Source organism: Pasteurella testudinis DSM 23072 (assembly GCF_900176075.1).
Taxonomy (GTDB): domain Bacteria; phylum Pseudomonadota; class Gammaproteobacteria; order Enterobacterales; family Pasteurellaceae; genus Chelonobacter; species Chelonobacter testudinis.
In genome coordinates this window covers 148,196-167,229 of record NZ_FWWV01000013.1, presented here as the reverse complement: position 1 = coordinate 167,229, position 19,034 = coordinate 148,196, and the positions used below count along the sequence as shown (strand labels likewise).

Here is a 19,034-nt window from a genome sequence, read left to right as displayed (position 1 = left end):
ATATTTCTCCTGTCAGTGTGGTGATAACCGATTAAATATCCACCGCCTGCCACTCACTATTGCCTTTCACCGGCGGCAAATAGGCTAAATGCTGCATATTTTGCGCCCATAAATTGCTCGGAATGCGGTAGCGATCGGCTCTGTTCGGATCGATTTCGCTCACGATTTCCGCTTCATGTCCGTCGGCGATCAGGGTTGCTAAATCCGGGTTCATCATCACCGCTTTGCCGACGGCGATAAACTCCGCCCAACCGGTTTGGTAAGCGGCGAGGATTTGATCCGCTGTAAACAGGCGGCCAACGCCGATTAACGGAAGTTTGCCGCCAATCCGTTGATGGAGCAATTGCATGCGGGTAAGTGCGGTATCGGCGCCACGGCGGACATTTTTGTAGAAATCCCACAGGGAAACGTGCAGATATTGCAGCGGTTTTTGCACTAAAGCGTCGATTAAGGCAAAGGTATCCTGCATGGTTAAGCCGTTTTCGCCCGGTTCTTCCGGTGAGAAGCGGTAGCCGATGATGAAATCGTCTCGTCCAGACCGCACTTTGACCGCATTCACCGCATCGACCACCGCTAACGGGAAGCGTAAACGGTTTTCTAACGAACCGCCCCATTGATCTTGGCGGCGGTTGGTTGCCGCCGAGAAAAATTGTTGGATTAAATAGTTATTCGCACCGTGAATTTCCACGCCGTCAAAACCGGCTTGAATGGCGAGATCGGCAGCGTTGGCAAACGCCTGAATCAGTGCTGGAATTTCCTCTTCGTTCAAGGCACGGGCGTGGCGTTGCGGATTGGCGCAAGGGGCGACCACATCGGCGCCGCCAAGCAGATTGTGCACTGCCAATTGGCCGCCGTGATGAATTTGTAAAATCGCTTTTGCGCCTTGTGCCTGAATGGTCTGGGCAACGCATTTCAGGCTCGGCAAATTCCGTTCGCTAATTGCATACGGCTGGCCGACAAAGGCTTTCCCTTCCGGCGAAACCAAGGTGGCGGCAGTGATAAACAGACCGAAGTTTTGCGCGCGTCCTTGCAGAAATGCCAATTCTTCGGCGCTGGTGCTGCCGTCAGGATTGGAAGCGTAGTGGGTCATCGGTGCAACGGTTAAACGGTTTTTGATTTCCACGCCGTTGTTAAGCGTGTAGGGTTGAAAGAGCGGATTATATTTCGGGTTCATGATTTGTCCTTGCTTTTTGTTGTGATACGGTATCAATGTAATCTAAATGGGGATTGATGGCGGTATTTCAAACCGAACGGACAAATAAACGCAAAGTGCGGTCATAAGCGGTTATTTCCAATATTGTTTCAGCAAATTGAGCAGGCTGTCAAATACTGGTCCGGATTGATGACGGCGCGAGAGCAGGGCGGCAATGGGAATTAAATTACCGTCGGGTTCAATCTCCAGTTTTAGGCTTGTTAAGCTACCGCTGCGTAGGTATTTTTCCGCCAGCTTTTCCGGTAAATCCGTCCAGCCGATATTTTCACAGGCGAGTTGGGCTAGAACATGGTGTGAGTTGGCATACCAACGCATACCGGTGATCCCTTGACTGAACCAAAGCGCTTTTTTGCCGATGCTGCGTAGCACCAGTTGGCGGTGTTGTTGCAGCTCTGACAGGCTGATTGAACTCAATCGGCTTAACGGGTGTTGTGGCGAGGCGACGGTGATAAAACGGTTATGTCCGAGCAGAATAAAATCCATTTCCTCGGGGAAAGATTCATTTTTATACACAATGCCCAGTTGCGCTTGCCCGCTTTTCACCATCGGTTCGATGTCAAAGGTCGAGGCGGAAATGATATCAATATCCGTGATAGGAAATTGTGCAGCTAAAGTGGCCATTGCCGCCAACAGATCGTCATTCAGCAAACTTTCCTCAACCGCAAGTGTGAGTTGGTGCTCTTCTTGTCGCGCTAAGGCATCAATTTTTTGTTCAAAATAGCGGGTTTGCTGCAAAATGCCATGTGCTACCGGCAACAGGGTTTGTCCGGTTTCGGTAAGGCTGAGTCGGTTCTTGTCGCGGTCAAACAAGGTTTGGTTAATCTCAATTTCTAAATTGGCAATCGCTTGGCTGACACCGGATTGAGCGCGTTTTAGCTGACGGGCTGCGGCAGAAAACGAGCCTTGTTCACAGACGGTGACAAAAATTTTGAGTTGTTCTAAGCTGTACATAATGCAAATTTCCTCTGTATTTGGGTTAACTTATCACATTTAGTGATAGAAGCTAACTTGTTTAGTCGCAAATTATCGGCATAATTGGCGGCAACTTTACTTTTATTGATGCAGAGGAATTAAAATGTCTTTTATCGAACGCCTTTTTCATGCCGTCTTATTTGAAGTGTTTGCGGTGTTGTTTTCGGTCGGGCTGCTGTTGCTGTTTACCCAACATCAGGTCGGCGCACTATCGAGCACGATTATTGTGATTTCTTTGATGGCAATGGTGTGGAATTTTATCTTTAACTGGGGCTTTGATCGTGTTTTTACCGGCGAAAAAGTATTACGCAGCGCAAAAGTGCGGTTGCTGCACGCCACGTTATTTGAAGGCGGTTTACTGCTGTGTACTATTCCGGTGGTGGCGTATTTGCTGCAAATCAGTTTCTATCAAGCCTTTATTATGGATTTGGGGCTGACGATTTTTATTCTGATCTATACCATTATTTATAACTGGAGCTATGACAATATCCGTGCGTTGTTAGTGAGAAAACGCGTAGTCGCGACGGCAGTTTAAGCGAGCCATACCGCACTTTTGATTGTGTAAAGTGCGGTTCGGACAAACCGTAAGCAACAAAAAACCCGATGCAAGATCGGGTTTTTTTAGGCTTGTCTTAGAATAAAATCAATTATTCGGCAACAACAACCACATTCAATGAAGCAAACACTTCACCGTGTAATTGGAAACGAACTTCGTGTTCGCCGGTGGTACGCAATGGACCTTCGGACAAACGCACTTCGCTTTTCTCGATTTGAACGCCAGCCGCAGTAACAGCTTCTGCTACGTCGCGAGTGGTGATAGAACCGAACAAGCGACCTTCGTCACCGGCTTTAGAGCTGATGGTCACTGACGCTAACGCTTCCAGTTGGGCGGCGCGAGCTTGTGCGGCGGCCAATACTTCAGCCACTTTGGCTTCCAATTCGGCGCGGCGCGCTTCGAAGTGTTCGATGTTCGCTTTGGTTGCCATAACCGCTTTCCCTTGCGGGATTAAGAAGTTACGCGCGAAACCGGCTTTAACGTTTACTTGGTCACCAACGTTACCCAAGTGAACAATTTTATCTAAAAGAATAATTTGCATTACCGTATCCTCTCTTAATTACTGATGGTTGTCAGTGTACGGTAACAACGCTAAGTAGCGGGCGCGTTTGATTGCGCGGGCTAACTGACGTTGGTACTTCGCACGAGTACCGGTAATACGGCTTGGAACAATTTTGCCGCTTTCTGTAATGTAGTTCTTTAACGTGGCGATATCTTTGTAATCGATTTCAACTACGTTTTCCGCTGTAAAACGGCAGAACTTACGACGACGGAAATAACGTGCCATAGGGCTAGTCTCCTAATCTATAAATTCGATTTGCTCGGCGTGTAATACTAACTGACTGAGTCCGTTATTGCTTTTATGTGCGGTGATAAAACCGACGATTAAAAGTTTACTGCCGACCGTAATGCTTTGAGATTGTTTAATTAATTGTTGGCCACTGAGCGATACTGCAATTTTGCACCGGGCTTGCCGGTTTAATCCGGCTTCGGTTTGTTGAGAACGGTGTTCCAACATAAACCGACAATGCTCAATTCCGCTTGGGCTTTGATCGCGTCGAGGAAGGGAAACTACGTTTCCGGTTATCGAGAGGCGATTCTCAATCGTTAAATTACTCTTCAGCATCCTCATAATCGTTGTTTTCAACTTCAGCTGAAGCGCGACGTTCGTCTTTCGCTTTAACCATTGGGGACGCTTCTGTTACGGCGTGCTTAGTACGCATGATTGCGTTACGCAGAACAGCGTCGTTGTAACGGAAAGTAGTTTCTAGCTCGTCGATTACTTCTTGCGGTGCTTCTACATTCATCAACACATAGTGTGCTTTATGTAGTTTGTTGATTGGGTAAGCCAATTGGCGACGACCCCAATCTTCTAGGCGATGAACTTGGCCACCGGCTTCTTTAACAGAACCGGTATAGCGCTCGATCATGCCTGGTACTTGTTCGCTTTGGTCCGGATGAACCATAAAAACGATTTCGTAGTGACGCATTACTGCTGCTCCTTACGGGTTAATCAGCCTCCGACGGTAGACCAGTCACCAATCTGCGGAAGCAAGGAACGAAAATGGAATGTGACTGTAAGGCGCAAAATTATAGCGAGATTCGAAGTGCGGTACAAGAACTATTTGGATTATTTTTAGACGGTTTACGGGAAAGCGGAAAATCGCAAAAAACTAACGGAAAGAAAGCAAAAGTGCGGTTCGCAAACCGCACTTTGTCGTCAATTCAACTCGGAATATTAGATTTTTTTAAAAATCAACGAGCCGTTGGTGCCGCCGAAGCCGAAAGAGTTGCATAACGCATATTCCAATTCCGCTTTACGCGCCACATTCGGCACTAAATCCAAGGTGACTTTCGGATCTTGATTGTCCACATTAATGGTCGGCGGCACGATTTGATCTCTCAATGCCAACACGGTGAAAATCGCTTCGACCGCACCGGCTGCACCGAGTAAATGTCCGGTCATGGATTTGGTTGAGCTGACCAAAATGCGCTCTTTATTGGCGGCAAATACGGTGCTGATTGCCGTGGCTTCAGCAATATCGCCGGCCGGAGTCGATGTGCCGTGTGCGTTGACATAGCCCACTTGCTGCGGTTCGATTTGTGCGTCGCGCACCGCATTGCTCATCGCCAAGGCAGCACCTGCACCGTCTTCCGGCGGGGAAGTCATGTGATAGCCGTCGCCGCTCATGCCGAAACCGACCAGCTCCGCATAGATTTTCGCCCCACGGGCTTTGGCATGTTCATATTCTTCCAGCACCATAATGCCGGCGCCGTCGCCCAGTACGAAACCGTCGCGATCAATATCCCAAGGGCGGCTTGCCGCTTGCGGATTGTCGTTACGGGTGGAAAGCGCGCGCGCCGCACCAAAGCCGGCAATTCCCAATGAGGTGCTGGCTTTTTCCGCGCCGCCGGCGATCATCACATCGGCATCGCCGTATGCGATTATCCTTGCGGCATGGCCGATATTGTGCACGCCGGTGGTACAGGCGGTGGCGATGGTGATATTCGGGCCGTGTAATTGATAGTTAATCGACAAATGTCCGGCAATCATGTTGACAATGGTGGACGGCACAAAGAACGGACTGACTTTTCGCGGTCCACCGGCGACCAACGCCGAGTGGTTTTCTTCGATTAAGCCCAATCCGCCGATACCGGAACCGATAGCGACTCCGATACGTTGGGAATTCTGTTCGGTGATTTCCAAGCCGGAATCTTGAATGGCTTGCATACCGGCGGCGATACCGTACTGGATAAATAAATCCATTTTTTTGGCATCTTTGCGCGAGATATATTCTTCGCTGTTGAAGTTTTTGACTTGACCGGCAAATTTGGTGGTGTGGTTTGATGTATCGAAATTTTCGATCAGATTGATTCCGCTCTTGCCTGCCAACAAGTTTTGCCAGGTTGAATTAACATCATTACCAAGCGGTGATAACATTCCTAAGCCTGTTACAACGACGCGACGTTTTGACATGAATATGCTCCGAGTGGGAGGTTGAAAATAGAATTTGTATAACTGACTGACAAAATTTAGGCGGTCTGATAACCGCCTAAATCCAGAAGATTATTGATTATTTTGAACGTAATCAATTGCAGACTGAACAGTTGTGATTTTTTCAGCTTCTTCGTCAGGAATTTCGATGTCGAATTCTTCTTCCAAAGCCATTACCAGTTCAACTGTATCTAAAGAGTCAGCACCCAAATCTTCAACAAATGAAGCTTCGGATTTTACTTCGTCTTCTTTAACGCCTAATTGTTCAACAATGATTTTTTTTACGCGTTCTTCAATACTCATTTTTAAATTTCCTATGTTTTAAATTTCGCCACAGCGAGAGGTGAATAAGGTATGTATTGTTTAAACTGCTGCAATATCCGCCAACAGATCCCTATCCGTTGGAAAGGTATTGCTTAACACAACACATACTATGACAAAATTTGGCTATATTCTTGTTTCTTGGGAAAGTCTATAACCAAGATTGTATACCGTCGCAGATTTTACCATTAACCGAGAGGCGTTGTCATGCTTTTATCTCAATTTGTCCGATTTTGCTACAGCTCAAAATGAAATATACGCACGCCAATCGGATCAATTCATGTAAAGTCCGCCGTTAACATGTAACGTCGTACCGGTCACATAACCGGCATCTTCAGAAGCCAAAAATGCCACCGCTTTGGCGATGTCTTTGGCTTCGCCCAAACGACCGGCCGGCACATTAACCAAAATGCCTTGTTTCTGTTCTTCGGTCAGGGCGTGGGTCATGTCGGTGGCGATAAAGCCGGGGGCGACCACATTGACCGTAATACCGCGCGAGGCGACTTCTTGCGCCAAGGCTTTGGAGAAACCGATTACACCTGCTTTAGCCGCACAGTAGTTGGTTTGCCCGGGGTTGCCGGAGGAGCCGACCACCGAGCCGATATTGATGATACGCCCGTAGCGTTTTTTCATCATGCTGCGCAGCATGGCTTTTGACAGATGGAAAATAGAGGTCAGGTTGGTGTCGATAATATCGTTCCATTCGTCTTCTTTCATGCGCATTAACAGGTTGTCGCGGGTAATACCGGCATTATTGACCAAAATATCAATGTCGCCGAATTCGGCTTTGATTTGCGCCAACGTTTGATCGATTGAGGCGGTGTCGGCAACATTCAGCACCAATCCCTTGCCGTTTTCGCCCAAATAAGCAGAAATGGCTTGCGCCCCTGTTTCACTGGTGGCCGTACCGATGACGGTTGCGCCTTTGGCGGCCAATTCTTCTGCGATGGCTTTGCCGATGCCGCGGCTGGCACCGGTTACTAATGCGATTTTACCTTGCATAGGTTCTCCTTTTTTGAATAGTCAGATTAGATTAATCTTGAATCAGTTCTGCAACCGCACTTAGCGAGGCGTTGTCATTGACTGCATGGGCATCAAGTTCTTTATTGATGCGTTTGGTTAATCCGGTTAATACTTTATTCGGACCGATTTCAAACAGCACTTGCACGCCGGCAGTAGCCATTTTCTCGACGCTTTCCGTCCAGCGTACCGGACTGTACAGCTGGCGCACCAAGGCATTGCGGATTTCAGCGGCGGATTTTTCTTGTTTGACATCAACGTTGTTGATTACGGCGATGGTCGGTTCTTTAAAAGTCACTGACTCCAGTGTCACTGCCAGTTGATCGGCAGCCGGTTTCATCAGGGCGCAGTGTGACGGCACGCTGACCGCCAGCGGTAACGCACGCTTGGCGCCGGCTTCCTTGCACAGCACTGCTGCGCGCTCAACCGCGTCTTTATTACCGGCAATCACGACTTGCCCCGGCGAGTTAAAGTTGACGGCAGACACTACTTTGCCTTGTGCCGCTTGTGCGCAAGCATCGATAATCGCTTGGTTTTCCAGCCCGATAATCGCATACATCGCTCCGCTTCCGGCCGGTACGGCTTTTTGCATTAAGCGACCGCGTAATTCGACCAGTTTGACCGCTTCTTCAAAATCTAGCACACCGGCACAAACTAGCGCGGAAAATTCGCCCAAACTGTGTCCTGCCATCACTTCCGGCGTTAATTGCGGATATTGTTGTTGCCAGACACGGTAAATGGCCACTGAAGCGGTTAAAAGTGCGGGTTGGGTGCGCCAGGTTTGGTTTAGTTGGTCGGCTTCGCCGTTTTGTACCAAATCCCATAAATCGTAACCGAGCGCGTCGGAAGCTTGTTTAAAGGTTTCTTCCACAATCGGGAATTGGGCGGCCAATTCGGCTAACATGCCGATTGCTTGCGAGCCTTGTCCCGGAAACACCATTGCAAATTTTTTCATATTACGTCCTTAATTTTACTGCTTAAATCGTTTATAGCCTGTCGATACTAAAACCGTGCCAAAACCGAACCCCAAGTGAGTCCGCCGCCGAAGGCTTCCATCAAAATCAGCTGGCTGCGTTGGATTCGTCCGTCGCGTACCGCTTCATCCAATGCGCTCGGGATACTGCCGGCAGAGGTGTTGCCGTGGCGATCGAGTGTTACCACCACTTGCGACATATCCATATCCAGTTTTTTCGCCGTTGCGCTGATAATGCGCAAATTCGCTTGATGCGGCACCAGCCAATCAATGTCTTTTTTATCCAAATTATTGGCGGTTAAGGTTTCTTCCACCACATTCGCCAATTGGCGCACCGCAATTTTAAAGGTTTCGTTGCCTTGCATGGTCAAATAAGCCGGGGAAGCCTCATTGCGGCTGCGTTTGGCATTTTCCAGCACCAACACCTCACCTTGGGTCGGATCGGAATGCAAATGGGTGGATAAAATACCGGCTTCTTCACTGGCTTCCAGAATTACCGCACCGGCGCCGTCACCGAACAGAATTACGGTGCTGCGATCCTGTTCGTCCAAACTGCGTGAAAACAGATCAGCACCGACGACCAAGGCTTTTTTCACCTGTCCGGTACGGATAAACTGATCCGCTACGCTCAAGGCATAAACAAAGCCGGAGCACGCTGCGGCAATATCAAAGGCGATAGCGTCCTCAATCCCCAAGGCTTTTTGAATCAGGCAGGCGGAGCTTGGAAAGGCGTGCGAAGAGCTGGTGGTGGCAACCAACACCAGATCAATCTCATTGACATCGAGATCGCCCGCCATTTCAAAACATTTTTTAGCGGCTTCGGTTCCCATGCTGGCGACGGTTTCATCGGCGCTGGCGATACGACGCTCTTTAATGCCGGTGCGCACGCTGATCCATTCGTCAGAGGTATCAACCATTTTTTCCAGATCGGCATTGGTTCGGATCTGTTGCGGCAAGTAGCTGCCGGTGGCTAAAATTTTACTAAACATCATCATCTCGTATTGTGAATTATCAATAAATAACGGCTTCACGGTAAATTATTTTTTTTCTAAACCGCTCGAAATTTTATTCGGAATCTCAGACCGCACTTGCCATGCAGCTTGTTGAATCGCATAAAGAAAAGCTGCCTGATTGGCGCTGCCGTGGCTTTTGACCACAACCGATGTCAGTCCCAGCAGGGAAGCGCCGTTGTATTTATCCGGATTAAACTGGCTGAACTGCTTGAAATATTTTTTCAACAGATATTTGGCGCAGGGCAGCAGTATTTTCTTAAGTGCGGTTTTTCCCCATGACGGACGGTCGTTGCCACTGTTTTTCAATAAAGTGAACAGATTCTTTGCCGTACCTTCCAATGTTTTCAAGGCGATATTTCCGGCGAAACCGTCGCAAACGATAACATCGGCATGTCCGTTCAAGAGATAGTTGCCCTCGATATAGCCGATATAATTCAACTGGGTTTGCCGTTGAATCAGCTCCGCCGCATCACGGATATTTTTCAAGCCTTTCAACTCCTCGATCCCGATATTCAGCAGTGCAACACGTGGATAGACCAGATCAAAGCAGTTTTCCGCAAAAATAGCCCCCATTTGGGCAAATTGCAGTAAGGTTTCAGCAGAACAGTCAATATTCGCCCCCAAATCCAACATAATGCTTTGTTTGCCGTCTATCGTCGGGATATTGGAAACCAGTGCCGGCCGCTGAATACCGGGCAACGGTTGCAACAAGACTTTCGCCAGCCCCATCAATACGGCGGTATCGCCGCCGCTGATACAGGCTTGCGCGCGTTTGTCGCGCACCGCTTCAATCGCAAGGCGCATGGAGCTGCCTTTGCTGCGGCGTAATGCGTGGGAAAGCCCTTGTTCGTTTTTAATTACGCGTTCGCAGTGACACACGCTGATCCGCTGTCGCAGGCGGTGGGAAAGATTTGCGAGATAAGGCGAGATAAGTTGGCTGTCGCCAAACAAAAGGATATCCAGCATTGGATCTTGTTCCAACGCTTGCAGGCTTGCCGGGATAGTAATACGGGGACCAAAGTCCCCGCCCATCACATCTAACGCCAGGGTTAGACGACTCAATTGCTTACCTTAAAGAGTCAACAGTAATAAAAAATTACTTGTTGATAACTTTACGGCCACGGTAGTAACCGTCAGCGGTTACATGGTGACGCAAATGGGTTTCGCCGCTTTCTTTATCTACGGAAACCGCAGCGGTAGTCAAAGCATCATGTGAACGACGCATATCACGACGTGAACGAGATTTTTTATTTTGTTGAACAGCCATTGGCTATACTCCTAAATTATTTTCGCTTTAAATTAGCTAATACAGCGAACGGGTTTGGTTTTTCTGCTTCCGCAGGCAATTCGCCAAAAACCTGTTCAGCCACGGACACTTCACAGTGTTCAGGATCGTGCATCGGCGCCAGCGGCAGTGTCAGCATTAACTCATCTTCCACCACGTCTCTCAAATCTATTTCGCCGAATTCGTTAAACTCAATCGGCTCGTAAATTTCAGGCAACAGATCTGCTTGATCCATGTCGGACACCGGACTATAGCAAAAACTGCACTCCAATGTCACAGTAAAAGGCTTATCGCAACGTTGACAAATCAGCTCCACATCGACTTTGGCGTGACCTTTCATCACGACTAACCGTTGCGGATCTATCGAAAACGACAATGTAACTTGTGCTTCGTTCAGCACACGACTGACCGACGATTGCAGACGTTCGAGTTGGTTCGGCGAGTAGTAGCCTACATAATCCAAACGGCGTTGCGCGTCTTTGACCGGATCGACAGTCAGGGGAAGTTTAACCTTTTGCATAGGGTGCGCATATTAACTGTACAGACCAAAATAGTCAAAAGGAATTATGCATTTTTGCCAAGTTTTTTGTGCGTCGCACCGCACTTTGCCGATTTTGACGGCTTTAGCTTGATGGCTAAACTTGTTATACTCTTCCGCTTGTTGATTATACCATCGAGAAAAGGTTCAAAATATGACAACCAACGTTTCACAAAACCGATATTGGCAACATTTGAAAGTGGCGTTTCAATATTTAGTGCCGCAACTTGCCCTGACCCGCTTGGCGGGCTGGTTTGCCGAAAAACAGTGGGGGAGCGTGACCCATTTGGTGATCAAGGCGTTTAGTGCCAAATATAAAATCAATCTACAGGAAGCGCAAAAAAGCGAAGCCAAACACTACGCTTCGTTCAACGAATTTTTTATCCGCCCGTTGAAAGCGGATGCGCGCCCGATTGACGCCGACCAAAGTGCGGTTTGCTTTCCGGCGGACGGGCAGATTAGCGAGTTAGGCGCGATCAGCAACGGACAACTCTTTCAAGCCAAAGGGCATTACTTCAGTTTGGCGGATTTATTAGCGCATGACAGCGAGCTGCTGGCGTTATTTGACCATCACCCCATTGAAAACGGAAAATTCATCACCACCTATTTATCACCGCGTGATTATCATCGGGTGCATATGCCGTGCGACGGTACGCTGCGCAAAATGGTGTATGTGCCGGGCGATCTGTTTTCGGTCAACCCGTTTTTGGCGCAGCATATTCCCAATCTGTTTGCGCGCAACGAACGGGTGATCTGCTATTTCGACACCCCGTTCGGGGCGATGGTGCAGATTTTGGTCGGGGCGACTATCACCGCCAGTATCAGTACCGTTTGGGCAGGGGTGATTAATCCGCCGCGCAAAGGCAAAATCCAGAGTTGGGAATACCTGAGCGAGGGGCATTCGGCGGTGGTATTGAAAAAAGGTGAAGAAATGGGTGCTTTCCGCTTGGGCTCAACGGTCATCAATTTATTCCAAGCGGATAAAATCGATTTCTTACCGGCTTTGACCGCCGGAAGTGCGGTCAAAATGGGCGAGGCGATGAGCCGTTCGCCCGTTACGCAAGATTCATCTGTTTAGGTTTATTCTTTCTATTATTAAGGACAACGCATTTATGAGCGCACAATTTTTTGCAGACGTAAAATTAGACACCACCGAACAACACGGCAGCTACGGCATCGGTTTACAAATGGGGCAGCAGCTATTGCAAAGCCAGTTAAATGTTGACGTGGCAGCGGTGGCAAAAGGCATTTACGATGCGATTCAACAAAACGCCCCGGCGATTGAATTGCAGCAGGTCAGCGAAGCGCTGCAACAAATGCAGCAACAAGCGGCGGAACTGCAACAGGCGCAATTCCAAGAAATCGAACAGGCAGGTAAAGACTTCTTAGCGGAAAACAAAAAAGCCGCCGGCGTAAAAGAGACCGAAAGCGGGTTGCAATATGAAGTGTTGGTCGAAGGCAACGGTGCCGTACCAAGCCGCCAAGACAAAGTGCGGGTGCATTACACCGGCAGCCTGATTGACGGCACAGTATTCGACAGCTCGGTACAGCGCGGACAACCGGCGGAGTTTCCGGTCAGCGGCGTTATCAGCGGCTGGGTTGAAGCGTTATCCATGATGCCGGTTGGTTCAAAATGGCGCTTGACCATTCCGCACAACCTCGCTTACGGCGAACGTGGCGCCGGCGCTTCGATTCCACCGTTCAGCACCTTGATTTTTGAAGTGGAATTATTGGACATTCTGTAAACCGCACTTTAGGGCTTCCTGATAAACGCATTGTCAGGACGCCCTAGGTTTTCATAAATTAATTAACGGAAGAAACGGTTCTTCCGTTTTTTATTGCCTAAAAACCCGTTATTTTCCATGTCGAGCGTGAGATTGCAAAGTGCGGTAGCCGCTTTCCGTAAGTCCGGCGGTTTAAAATCTTGTTGATTTATCCCTGTTATTGTTGGTGTTTTTCCGACAAAGGTATATCATCGTTTTAGCGAATATTTATTTTGTTTTTATCCTAATTTAACGAATTTTGTTGTATTGCCCGTTTTTATTATTCACAAAGTGGAAAAAAATAAGGCGTACCAACTATGTTTAATCATGATTCTTTTTATTGGATTAATCAGATTGAGAAAGCGTCGACTTTGATGACCTTTCAAGAAGGGATCGTCACCAAAGCAGTGGCGCAAAAAGTGGCGGCAGCGCTGCAACAACTCTCCGCCGGTTCGCACCGCCCGCATGATTATTATGACGTGCAGCCGATGTTACTGGAATTAACCGGCTCGGAAGGCTCGATGACCCATGTCGGGCGCAGCTGGCAGGATATTCAGGCAACTTTGCAGCGCTTATTAATCCGTGATCGCGTTTTCTACTTATACTATTTATCATTGGAAACGCGAAAACGCTTACTCAACATTGCCGGTGATCATCTTGATACGATTGTGCCGTCCTACACATACGGCGTACAAGCGCAACCCGTCACGTTAGGACACCTCTTTTTAGGCTACGAAGCCACGTTGGCACGTTCCGGCAACCGGCTGTCGGCGTATTTCGTCCGATTGAATAAATGTCCGCTCGGCGCAGCGGCGCTGGCAACCTCCAGCTTCCCGATTAATCGCGCGGCGTTGGCGGACTTCTTAGGTTTCGAGGGCTATGTCGAAAATGCGTTTGACGCTGCGCAGCTGTCCTTGATTGATGTCGGGGTTGAGGGCGCTTATATCGCCTCGCTGTTGGCACTGTCGATCGGCACGCTGATTCAGGATCTGCATATTCAATTCCACCACACCCGCCCATGGTTATTGCTTGAACAGGATTCATTGAACAGTCCGAGCACCTTGATGCCGCAAAAACGCAATCCGTCGTCATTGGACAAAGCCCGTCTGCTTGCCAGCCAAGTGAGCGGCGATGCGTTCAGGGCAAGCATTTCCGCGCATAACGTCAATTCCGGTTTGACCGATTATAAAAACTTGGACGTGCCGGACACATTGGAGCGCGCCTGCTTGATGTTAAAATCGGTAAATCTGGTGCTGGACGGTTTGCAGGTGGACAAAGAAGCCGCATTGCAACAAGTCAACGCCGATTACTCCACCACAACCGAGCTGGCGAATTTGCTGCAACGTAAAGCGGCGATTCCGTTTAACATCGCCCATGAATTTGCTTCCAGATTGAGCAAATATGGCAAATTGCATAAATTAACTCCGCAGCAGTTGCCTTTCGAAACGGCGGTGAGCCTGTTTGACGAAGTGATTGCAAAAAACCTGCCAAGCAAAGTTGCGTTTCCGTTATCACAAACCGAGTTTTTCAGCTCGCTCGAACCTGCCAATATGATTAACAGCCATTTGGCGTTAGGCGGCACCAATCCGGCGGAAGTGCAGCGGATTTTGGCGAAAGTGACGGCTGATCTGCAGCAACATGAATCTTGGTTATACCAAACGCAGGACAATCTTAAAAAATCCGATGAACGTTTGACGGAGATGTTTAATGATCTGGTTGAACGCTAGCGTTTTTGCCGTAACGTTATGCCGGCAGGTGTTTAAACAAGAGCAAAACCGTTGAACCGTATCTAACCACGCGCGGCGTTGCCGTGCGTGGACTGCCGTTGCGTTTTTTATGCCTGAAAATAGAGAAAAGTTATATAAATGTTGCGTTTATTACACATTGATGCAACCAAAATGTAGGCGCTACCCATTAATAGTGAGATAAATCAATTCTTGCGTATTTTACACTTGTTTACCGATATAAATTTCGTATCATAACTACGTTTTTCGATTTATTTCATACAAGGAATTAATATGCTGTACTTAGAGTTTCTGTTTCTCTTAATTATGTTGTATATCGGCAGCCGTTTCGGCGGTGTCGGTTTAGGGGTGGTTTCCGGTATCGGACTGTTGATCGAAGTCTTTGTTTTCCGTATGCCGCCGTCTTCGCCGCCGATTGACGTGATGCTGATTATTATTGCGGTTGTTACCTGCGCCTCGATTTTGGAAGCGGCTGGCGGTTTGAAATATATGCTGCAAATCGCCGAGCGTATTTTACGCCGTAATCCGAAAATGGTGACGATTTTAGGGCCGCTGGTCACTTATACCATGACCCTGATGTTGGGAACAGGCCATGCGGTTTACACCATCATGCCGATTATCGGTGACGTTGCCTTGAAAAACGGTATCCGTCCGGAGCGCCCGATGGCGGCGGCTTCGGTGGCTTCCCAATTGGGGATCACCGGTAGTCCGATTTCTGCGGCGGTGGTTTACTATTTAACGCAAATCATTGAGCTGCCGGGTTACGGACATGTGACCTTGATCAGCATTGTTGCGGTGACGATTCCGGCAACCCTTGCCGGTGTGCTGGCGTTATCGCTGTACAGCTTGCGCCGCGGCAAAGAGCTGAAAGACGATCCGGAATATCAACGCCGCCTGCAAGATCCGATTTGGAAAGAGCGGATTGCCAACACCACCAGCACCACGCTGAACGAAGCCCTGCCAAGTTCGGCACGCAATGCCGTCTTGCTGTTTATCTTGGCATTGGCAATCATTGTGGTCATCGCAATTTTCCCTGAAGTCAGAACCATTGGCGAAGGCAAAGCGATTTCCATGGGGATTATCATTCAGATGATGATGCTGGCATTCGGCGGGATTATTTTGCTTGCAACCAAAACCAATCCGCAAACCGTGCCGAACGGCGTGGTGTTTAAATCCGGTATGGTGGCGATGATTGCGATCTTCGGGATTGCGTGGATGAGTGATACTTACTTCCAATATGCGATGCCGTCGTTTAAAGCCGGCGTCACCGAAATGGTGGAATCTTATCCGTGGACGTTTGCCTTTGCCTTGTTTGCGGTTTCGGTGGTGATCAACAGCCAAGCGGCAACCGGTCGAATGATGTTGCCGGTCGGTTTGGCAATCGGCTTGCCTGCGCCGCTGTTAATCGGTTTGCTGCCCGCAACCTACGGTTACTTCTTTATCCCGAACTACCCGTCGGATATCGCCACCGTCAACTTCGACGTGACCGGTACGACCAAAATCGGGAAATATTACTTCAACCACAGCTTTATGGTGCCGGGTATTATCGGCGTAGTTACCGCGTGTTTCGTCGGTTACACCTTGGCTTACGCGATTATCTAACTTCAAATTTAGTTTTGATTTAATACACAGGCGGTTTTCCGGAGAGGAAAACCGCACTTTTTAGATGGTGAAGATAACGGCATAGTAGACAAAATTGGTTTAGGCAACATGGTGGTAGTTATGGGTTAAATCCCCACGTCCGGCAAGCAGTCCTTCAACTGAAATATCTTCATTAAGTTGCTCCCAGTGAATGCCACGTTTGCTAAGTTCATAGTTTTTAAGCTCCGATTTATCCGCATTCAGTAATTTAGGAAACCATACTAAAGGTACGCCAATTGTTCTGGCATCACTCAATTCAACCCACATAGTGTCATCATCAAATTTGATATTTTTAGCAGAAATAGTCATTCCATGCCTCCATTAATACGATCGAGTGTTCGTGAATAAATTGGGATAATTCTTTCAATTCTTTTGCACTAAACCCATCATTTTGAGCCAATAATATTTGTGGCTCTAACCAAAATTTAGCCTCTTATTCCGCACTCCTGACATGAATATGCGCAGGTTCTCTTGGATTTCCTTCATTAGAGTAAAAGAAAAATTTATATCCTTTAAAGCGTAATATGACAGGCATTCGATATTCCTTCAACTAAAAATCAGTTCATCATTCGGCATTTGTTTAATTTTTTGCGGCAGATCGCCTTGCAAGCCTAATGCTTGCGCCATCAGTTGGTCTTTTACCAGCGGCAGGTTGTCGGTCAGGTTCATGCCGATACCGCGCAGCAGTTTTTTCAGCGGATTGGCATCGTTAAACAGCGATTTAAAGCCTTGCATGGCGATTAACATTTTGCTTGCTTCGCTTTTGCGCCAGCGTTCGTAGTGGCGGAGGTGGCGCAGTTCGCCGATGTCGGTATGTTGTTGTAAATTTTTCTCGATCTCTTGCGCCAATGCCATGGCGTCCATAAAGCCGAGATTTACGCCCAAACCGGCTAACGGGTGAATGGTGTGCGCCGCGTCGCCGATTAGCGCAAGCCGATTTTTGACAAAATCCCGTGCATAACGGGCGGTGAGAGGAATGGCTTGGCGTTTACCGACGACCTTGCATAAGCCCAAACGGTTATCAAAAGCGATGTTCAGCGCTTTATTAAATTCATGCTCGTCCATTTTCAGATGTTTCTCTGCTGATTCGGGCGGCTGCGACCAAACAATCGAACACAAGTGCGGTTGGTGCAGCGGGAGAAAAGCCAAAATCGAATCGTGGCTGAAAATTTGACGGGCAGTGTGTAAGTGCGGTTCAACCGTTTCCACATTGCAAACTAAGGCGTGATGTCCGTAATCACGAAAATTGAGTGGAATATCTGCCTGTTGCCGCACCCACGAATTCGCGCCGTCGGCGCCGACCAGCAATTTCGCCATTAACAGCGATCCGTCTGCTAACGTCAGCAACGCGCATTGCTGATTGCAGACCAGACTTTTCGGCTTGGCATTGATGATGGTGACATTCGGCTGCTGTGCGACTTTTTGCCACAATTGGTAACGGATCAGCTGGTTTTCGATGATATAACCGAGTTGATCCAAGCCTAACGGTGCGGCGGCAAATCCGATTTTGGCGAAGCTGTCTTTTTCCCATACCTCCATGTGTTGGTAATCACAGCAGCGCCCCTGTTTTAACGTCTGCCAGACACCGAACTGGTGCAGCATTTTTTGGCTGGCAAGATTGAGCGCACTGACCCGATTGCCGACCTGCGATAAGTCGGTTTCGTCAGGCGGATAGGCTTCGACAATCGCGATTTGGCAGGTGCTGTGCTGCAAGGCGGCGGCGAGTGCCAAGCCGACCATACCGCCGCCGATAATGATTAAATCCACATTTTTCATGTTCTACCTACCCGTTATAGCCAACCCAAAGTCGGTTTAATAAACTGTTGTCGCAGCGGTGCGAAAGCGGAAAGCGCCAATAAGCCGGCGTTGCGTGCGATTTGCAACGGTAGCAGATCATTGGCAAAGGTGTTCAGCAGGCTGTCGGTCAACTCAATCATGCGTGTGCGATCCGCTTGGCGCTGCTGCTGATAGCGTTGCAAGACCGCACTTGAGCCGAGATCTTGCCGTTGACGCGCTGCGTCGACCACAATATTTGCCAAACAAACCACATCACGCAAGCCTAAATTAAAGCCCTGTCCGGCAATCGGGTGCAGGGTTTGCGCGGCGTTGCCGACTAAGGCAAGGCGGTGGTGAATCGGGCGGTCGGCTTGTTGCAGCTTGAGCGGATAGGCAATCCGCTTGCCGACCTGTTCGAATTTGCCCAAACGCCAGCCGAACTGCCGTTGCAGTTGTGCTAAAAAATGCGTTTCGTCCAACGCCAACAGTGCCGCCGGATCCTTGACGCACCACACCAGCGACAGCAGATTGTCACTGAGCGGCAACAGCGCCAGCGGGCCTTGCGCAGTGAAGCGTTCAAAGGCTTGTCCGTTGTGCGCCACCGCACTTTTCACATTGGCGATCACCGCACTTTGTTGATAATCGTTCAGGGTTTGATAGCGAATGCCGCATTGTTGCGCAATGCTGGAGTGGTTGCCGTCGGCGCAGACCAAAAGTGCGGTTTGCAAGCGCGAGTGATCGCTGAGTTGCAGTTGCACGCTGTTGTCGCTGCGCTGTAATTCGCTGACACTCATCGGCGCCAAGTAATCAATATTCGGCTGTTGCGCAATCGCTTCAAGCAGGATTTTACCCATCGTCGCCAGTTCGACCACCACGCCCAAGCGGCTTAAATTCAAGGCTTGCGCTGATAGTTCAACAATGCCGGAATGGCCTTGATCGCTGACGTGAATGTGACGGATTGTTTCCGCCGACGGCGCGATTTTTTGCCACAGGCTCTGTTCGGCGTTAAAGGCGATTCGGTGCAGCTTTTGGCAGGAACCTTGCGCCAGCGCGATACTGCGCGCATCAAAACCGCTCTTTCGGTGGTGTTGCGCTGCTTTTTGTTCGATCACGGCAATTTTGCATTGCGGCAGTTGTTGGGCAATCGCCAACGCCAGACAGCAGCCGCTCATTGCGCCGCCGATGATGACCAGATCATACTGTTTTTCCATTGCCGCGATCCT

At 48.9% G+C, this 19,034-nt stretch carries 22 protein-coding genes and 1 pseudogene; 5 read left to right on the top strand and 18 right to left on the bottom strand.

Annotated features, from left to right (window positions below; all coding sequences use genetic code 11):
- Window positions 1-31: 31 nt before the first annotated feature.
- A complete protein-coding gene (locus B8880_RS06875; RefSeq protein WP_084256877.1) occupies window positions 32-1,174 on the bottom strand; it encodes an NADH-dependent flavin oxidoreductase in 1,143 nt (380 codons plus the stop codon).
- 111 nt (window positions 1,175-1,285) lie between these two features.
- Window positions 1,286-2,164 (bottom strand): LysR family transcriptional regulator, encoded by an 879-nt coding sequence (locus B8880_RS06870; protein ID WP_084256876.1) that lies wholly within the window; start codon window positions 2,162-2,164, stop codon window positions 1,286-1,288.
- Between the two features lie 124 nt (window positions 2,165-2,288).
- Between B8880_RS06870 and B8880_RS06865 the strand changes: the two genes are divergently transcribed.
- A complete protein-coding gene (locus B8880_RS06865) occupies window positions 2,289-2,720 on the top strand; it encodes a PACE efflux transporter (protein ID WP_084256875.1) in 432 nt (143 codons plus the stop codon).
- Between the two features lie 112 nt (window positions 2,721-2,832).
- On the opposite strand, the gene rplI is transcribed toward B8880_RS06865, so the two are convergent.
- The 12 genes from rplI to yceD form a co-directional block, all read right to left on the bottom strand.
- Entirely contained in the window at window positions 2,833-3,282 is a 450-nt protein-coding gene (gene rplI, locus B8880_RS06860) for a 50S ribosomal protein L9 (RefSeq protein WP_084256874.1), read from the bottom strand.
- Between the two features lie 18 nt (window positions 3,283-3,300).
- Window positions 3,301-3,528 carry a 30S ribosomal protein S18 gene (gene rpsR / locus B8880_RS06855; RefSeq protein WP_005759927.1) on the bottom strand — a complete coding sequence of 76 codons (228 nt, stop codon included), beginning with the start codon at window positions 3,526-3,528 and terminating at the stop codon, window positions 3,301-3,303.
- 12 nt (window positions 3,529-3,540) lie between these two features.
- Window positions 3,541-3,867: a primosomal replication protein N gene (gene priB / locus B8880_RS06850; RefSeq protein ID WP_084256873.1), complete on the bottom strand. Its 327-nt coding sequence runs from the start codon at window positions 3,865-3,867 to the stop codon at window positions 3,541-3,543.
- The gene (gene rpsF, locus B8880_RS06845; RefSeq protein WP_084256872.1) at window positions 3,854-4,231 is read right to left on the bottom strand and encodes a 30S ribosomal protein S6; all 378 of its coding nucleotides are present in this window, start codon (window positions 4,229-4,231) and stop codon (window positions 3,854-3,856) included. Before rpsF ends, priB begins: the two co-directional genes overlap by 14 nt.
- A gap of 248 nt (window positions 4,232-4,479) precedes the next feature.
- Entirely contained in the window at window positions 4,480-5,718 is a 1,239-nt protein-coding gene (gene fabF, locus B8880_RS06840) for a beta-ketoacyl-ACP synthase II (protein WP_084256871.1), read from the bottom strand.
- Window positions 5,719-5,808: 90 nt separating this feature from the next.
- Entirely contained in the window at window positions 5,809-6,039 is a 231-nt protein-coding gene (gene acpP / locus B8880_RS06835; protein ID WP_034617387.1) for an acyl carrier protein, read from the bottom strand.
- Window positions 6,040-6,330: 291 nt separating this feature from the next.
- Window positions 6,331-7,059, bottom strand: coding sequence for a 3-oxoacyl-ACP reductase FabG (gene fabG / locus B8880_RS06830; protein ID WP_084256870.1), 729 nt, complete (start codon window positions 7,057-7,059; stop codon window positions 6,331-6,333).
- A 31-nt stretch (window positions 7,060-7,090) separates the two neighbouring features.
- The gene (gene fabD, locus B8880_RS06825) at window positions 7,091-8,032 is read right to left on the bottom strand and encodes an ACP S-malonyltransferase (RefSeq protein ID WP_084256869.1); all 942 of its coding nucleotides are present in this window, start codon (window positions 8,030-8,032) and stop codon (window positions 7,091-7,093) included.
- Between the two features lie 47 nt (window positions 8,033-8,079).
- Window positions 8,080-9,039, bottom strand: coding sequence for a beta-ketoacyl-ACP synthase III (locus B8880_RS06820; protein ID WP_084256868.1), 960 nt, complete (start codon window positions 9,037-9,039; stop codon window positions 8,080-8,082).
- 48 nt (window positions 9,040-9,087) lie between these two features.
- Window positions 9,088-10,125: a phosphate acyltransferase PlsX gene (gene plsX / locus B8880_RS06815; protein ID WP_084256867.1), complete on the bottom strand. Its 1,038-nt coding sequence runs from the start codon at window positions 10,123-10,125 to the stop codon at window positions 9,088-9,090.
- A 34-nt stretch (window positions 10,126-10,159) separates the two neighbouring features.
- On the bottom strand, window positions 10,160-10,330 hold the full coding sequence (gene rpmF / locus B8880_RS06810; protein WP_084256866.1) for a 50S ribosomal protein L32: 171 nt from the start codon (window positions 10,328-10,330) through the stop codon (window positions 10,160-10,162).
- Between the two features lie 16 nt (window positions 10,331-10,346).
- Window positions 10,347-10,868, bottom strand: coding sequence for a 23S rRNA accumulation protein YceD (yceD, locus tag B8880_RS06805; RefSeq protein ID WP_084256865.1), 522 nt, complete (start codon window positions 10,866-10,868; stop codon window positions 10,347-10,349).
- A gap of 172 nt (window positions 10,869-11,040) precedes the next feature.
- Here yceD and asd point away from each other — a divergent pair, with 172 nt between their 5' ends.
- The 4 genes from asd (at window position 11,041) to B8880_RS06785 (ending at window position 15,996) form a co-directional block, all read left to right on the top strand.
- Entirely contained in the window at window positions 11,041-11,964 is a 924-nt protein-coding gene (asd, locus tag B8880_RS06800) for an archaetidylserine decarboxylase (protein ID WP_084256864.1), read from the top strand.
- A gap of 34 nt (window positions 11,965-11,998) precedes the next feature.
- Window positions 11,999-12,631, top strand: a complete 633-nt coding sequence (gene bamJ, locus B8880_RS06795) for a BamJ family beta-barrel-assembly machinery protein (protein ID WP_084256863.1) — start codon at window positions 11,999-12,001, stop codon at window positions 12,629-12,631.
- Between the two features lie 335 nt (window positions 12,632-12,966).
- Complete coding sequence (locus tag B8880_RS06790; RefSeq protein ID WP_084256862.1) at window positions 12,967-14,376, top strand: lyase family protein; 1,410 nt, start codon at window positions 12,967-12,969, stop codon at window positions 14,374-14,376.
- A 291-nt stretch (window positions 14,377-14,667) separates the two neighbouring features.
- Entirely contained in the window at window positions 14,668-15,996 is a 1,329-nt protein-coding gene (locus B8880_RS06785) for an anaerobic C4-dicarboxylate transporter (protein ID WP_084256861.1), read from the top strand.
- 99 nt (window positions 15,997-16,095) lie between these two features.
- On the opposite strand, the gene B8880_RS06780 is transcribed toward B8880_RS06785, so the two are convergent.
- From B8880_RS06780 to ubiH, 4 genes and pseudogenes are all read right to left on the bottom strand, one after another.
- Window positions 16,096-16,344, bottom strand: a complete 249-nt coding sequence (locus B8880_RS06780) for a DUF2442 domain-containing protein (RefSeq protein ID WP_084256860.1) — start codon at window positions 16,342-16,344, stop codon at window positions 16,096-16,098.
- Window positions 16,328-16,570 (bottom strand): annotated as a pseudogene (locus B8880_RS06775) (DUF4160 domain-containing protein). The gene B8880_RS06780 and the pseudogene B8880_RS06775 overlap by 17 nt, the downstream one beginning before the upstream one ends.
- 11 nt (window positions 16,571-16,581) lie before the next feature.
- On the bottom strand, window positions 16,582-17,811 hold the full coding sequence (locus B8880_RS06770) for an FAD-dependent monooxygenase (RefSeq protein ID WP_084256859.1): 1,230 nt from the start codon (window positions 17,809-17,811) through the stop codon (window positions 16,582-16,584).
- Between the two features lie 14 nt (window positions 17,812-17,825).
- Window positions 17,826-19,022, bottom strand: coding sequence for a 2-octaprenyl-6-methoxyphenyl hydroxylase (gene ubiH / locus B8880_RS06765; protein ID WP_084256858.1), 1,197 nt, complete (start codon window positions 19,020-19,022; stop codon window positions 17,826-17,828).
- Window positions 19,023-19,034 lie beyond the last annotated feature (12 nt).

What these genes read in the sequence shown, in the direction of transcription:
- acpP (WP_034617387.1), bottom strand. Translation starts at nt 6,039, where the DNA reads ATGAGTATTGAAGAACGCGTAAAAAAAATCATTGTTGAACAATTAGGC.
- fabD (WP_084256869.1), bottom strand. Translation starts at nt 8,032, where the DNA reads ATGAAAAAATTTGCAATGGTGTTTCCGGGACAAGGCTCGCAAGCAATC.
- priB (WP_084256873.1), bottom strand. Translation starts at nt 3,867, where the DNA reads ATGCTGAAGAGTAATTTAACGATTGAGAATCGCCTCTCGATAACCGGA.
- B8880_RS06865 (WP_084256875.1), top strand. Translation starts at nt 2,289, where the DNA reads ATGTCTTTTATCGAACGCCTTTTTCATGCCGTCTTATTTGAAGTGTTT.
- B8880_RS06785 (WP_084256861.1), top strand. Translation starts at nt 14,668, where the DNA reads ATGCTGTACTTAGAGTTTCTGTTTCTCTTAATTATGTTGTATATCGGC.
- rpsF (WP_084256872.1), bottom strand. Translation starts at nt 4,231, where the DNA reads ATGCGTCACTACGAAATCGTTTTTATGGTTCATCCGGACCAAAGCGAA.
- yceD (WP_084256865.1), bottom strand. Translation starts at nt 10,868, where the DNA reads ATGCAAAAGGTTAAACTTCCCCTGACTGTCGATCCGGTCAAAGACGCG.
- asd (WP_084256864.1), top strand. Translation starts at nt 11,041, where the DNA reads ATGACAACCAACGTTTCACAAAACCGATATTGGCAACATTTGAAAGTG.
- bamJ (WP_084256863.1), top strand. Translation starts at nt 11,999, where the DNA reads ATGAGCGCACAATTTTTTGCAGACGTAAAATTAGACACCACCGAACAA.
- B8880_RS06820 (WP_084256868.1), bottom strand. Translation starts at nt 9,039, where the DNA reads ATGTTTAGTAAAATTTTAGCCACCGGCAGCTACTTGCCGCAACAGATC.
- B8880_RS06770 (WP_084256859.1), bottom strand. Translation starts at nt 17,811, where the DNA reads ATGAAAAATGTGGATTTAATCATTATCGGCGGCGGTATGGTCGGCTTG.
- B8880_RS06790 (WP_084256862.1), top strand. Translation starts at nt 12,967, where the DNA reads ATGTTTAATCATGATTCTTTTTATTGGATTAATCAGATTGAGAAAGCG.
- B8880_RS06780 (WP_084256860.1), bottom strand. Translation starts at nt 16,344, where the DNA reads ATGACTATTTCTGCTAAAAATATCAAATTTGATGATGACACTATGTGG.
- rplI (WP_084256874.1), bottom strand. Translation starts at nt 3,282, where the DNA reads ATGCAAATTATTCTTTTAGATAAAATTGTTCACTTGGGTAACGTTGGT.
- fabG (WP_084256870.1), bottom strand. Translation starts at nt 7,059, where the DNA reads ATGCAAGGTAAAATCGCATTAGTAACCGGTGCCAGCCGCGGCATCGGC.
- rpsR (WP_005759927.1), bottom strand. Translation starts at nt 3,528, where the DNA reads ATGGCACGTTATTTCCGTCGTCGTAAGTTCTGCCGTTTTACAGCGGAA.
- fabF (WP_084256871.1), bottom strand. Translation starts at nt 5,718, where the DNA reads ATGTCAAAACGTCGCGTCGTTGTAACAGGCTTAGGAATGTTATCACCG.
- rpmF (WP_084256866.1), bottom strand. Translation starts at nt 10,330, where the DNA reads ATGGCTGTTCAACAAAATAAAAAATCTCGTTCACGTCGTGATATGCGT.
- B8880_RS06875 (WP_084256877.1), bottom strand. Translation starts at nt 1,174, where the DNA reads ATGAACCCGAAATATAATCCGCTCTTTCAACCCTACACGCTTAACAAC.
- B8880_RS06870 (WP_084256876.1), bottom strand. Translation starts at nt 2,164, where the DNA reads ATGTACAGCTTAGAACAACTCAAAATTTTTGTCACCGTCTGTGAACAA.
- ubiH (WP_084256858.1), bottom strand. Translation starts at nt 19,022, where the DNA reads ATGGAAAAACAGTATGATCTGGTCATCATCGGCGGCGCAATGAGCGGC.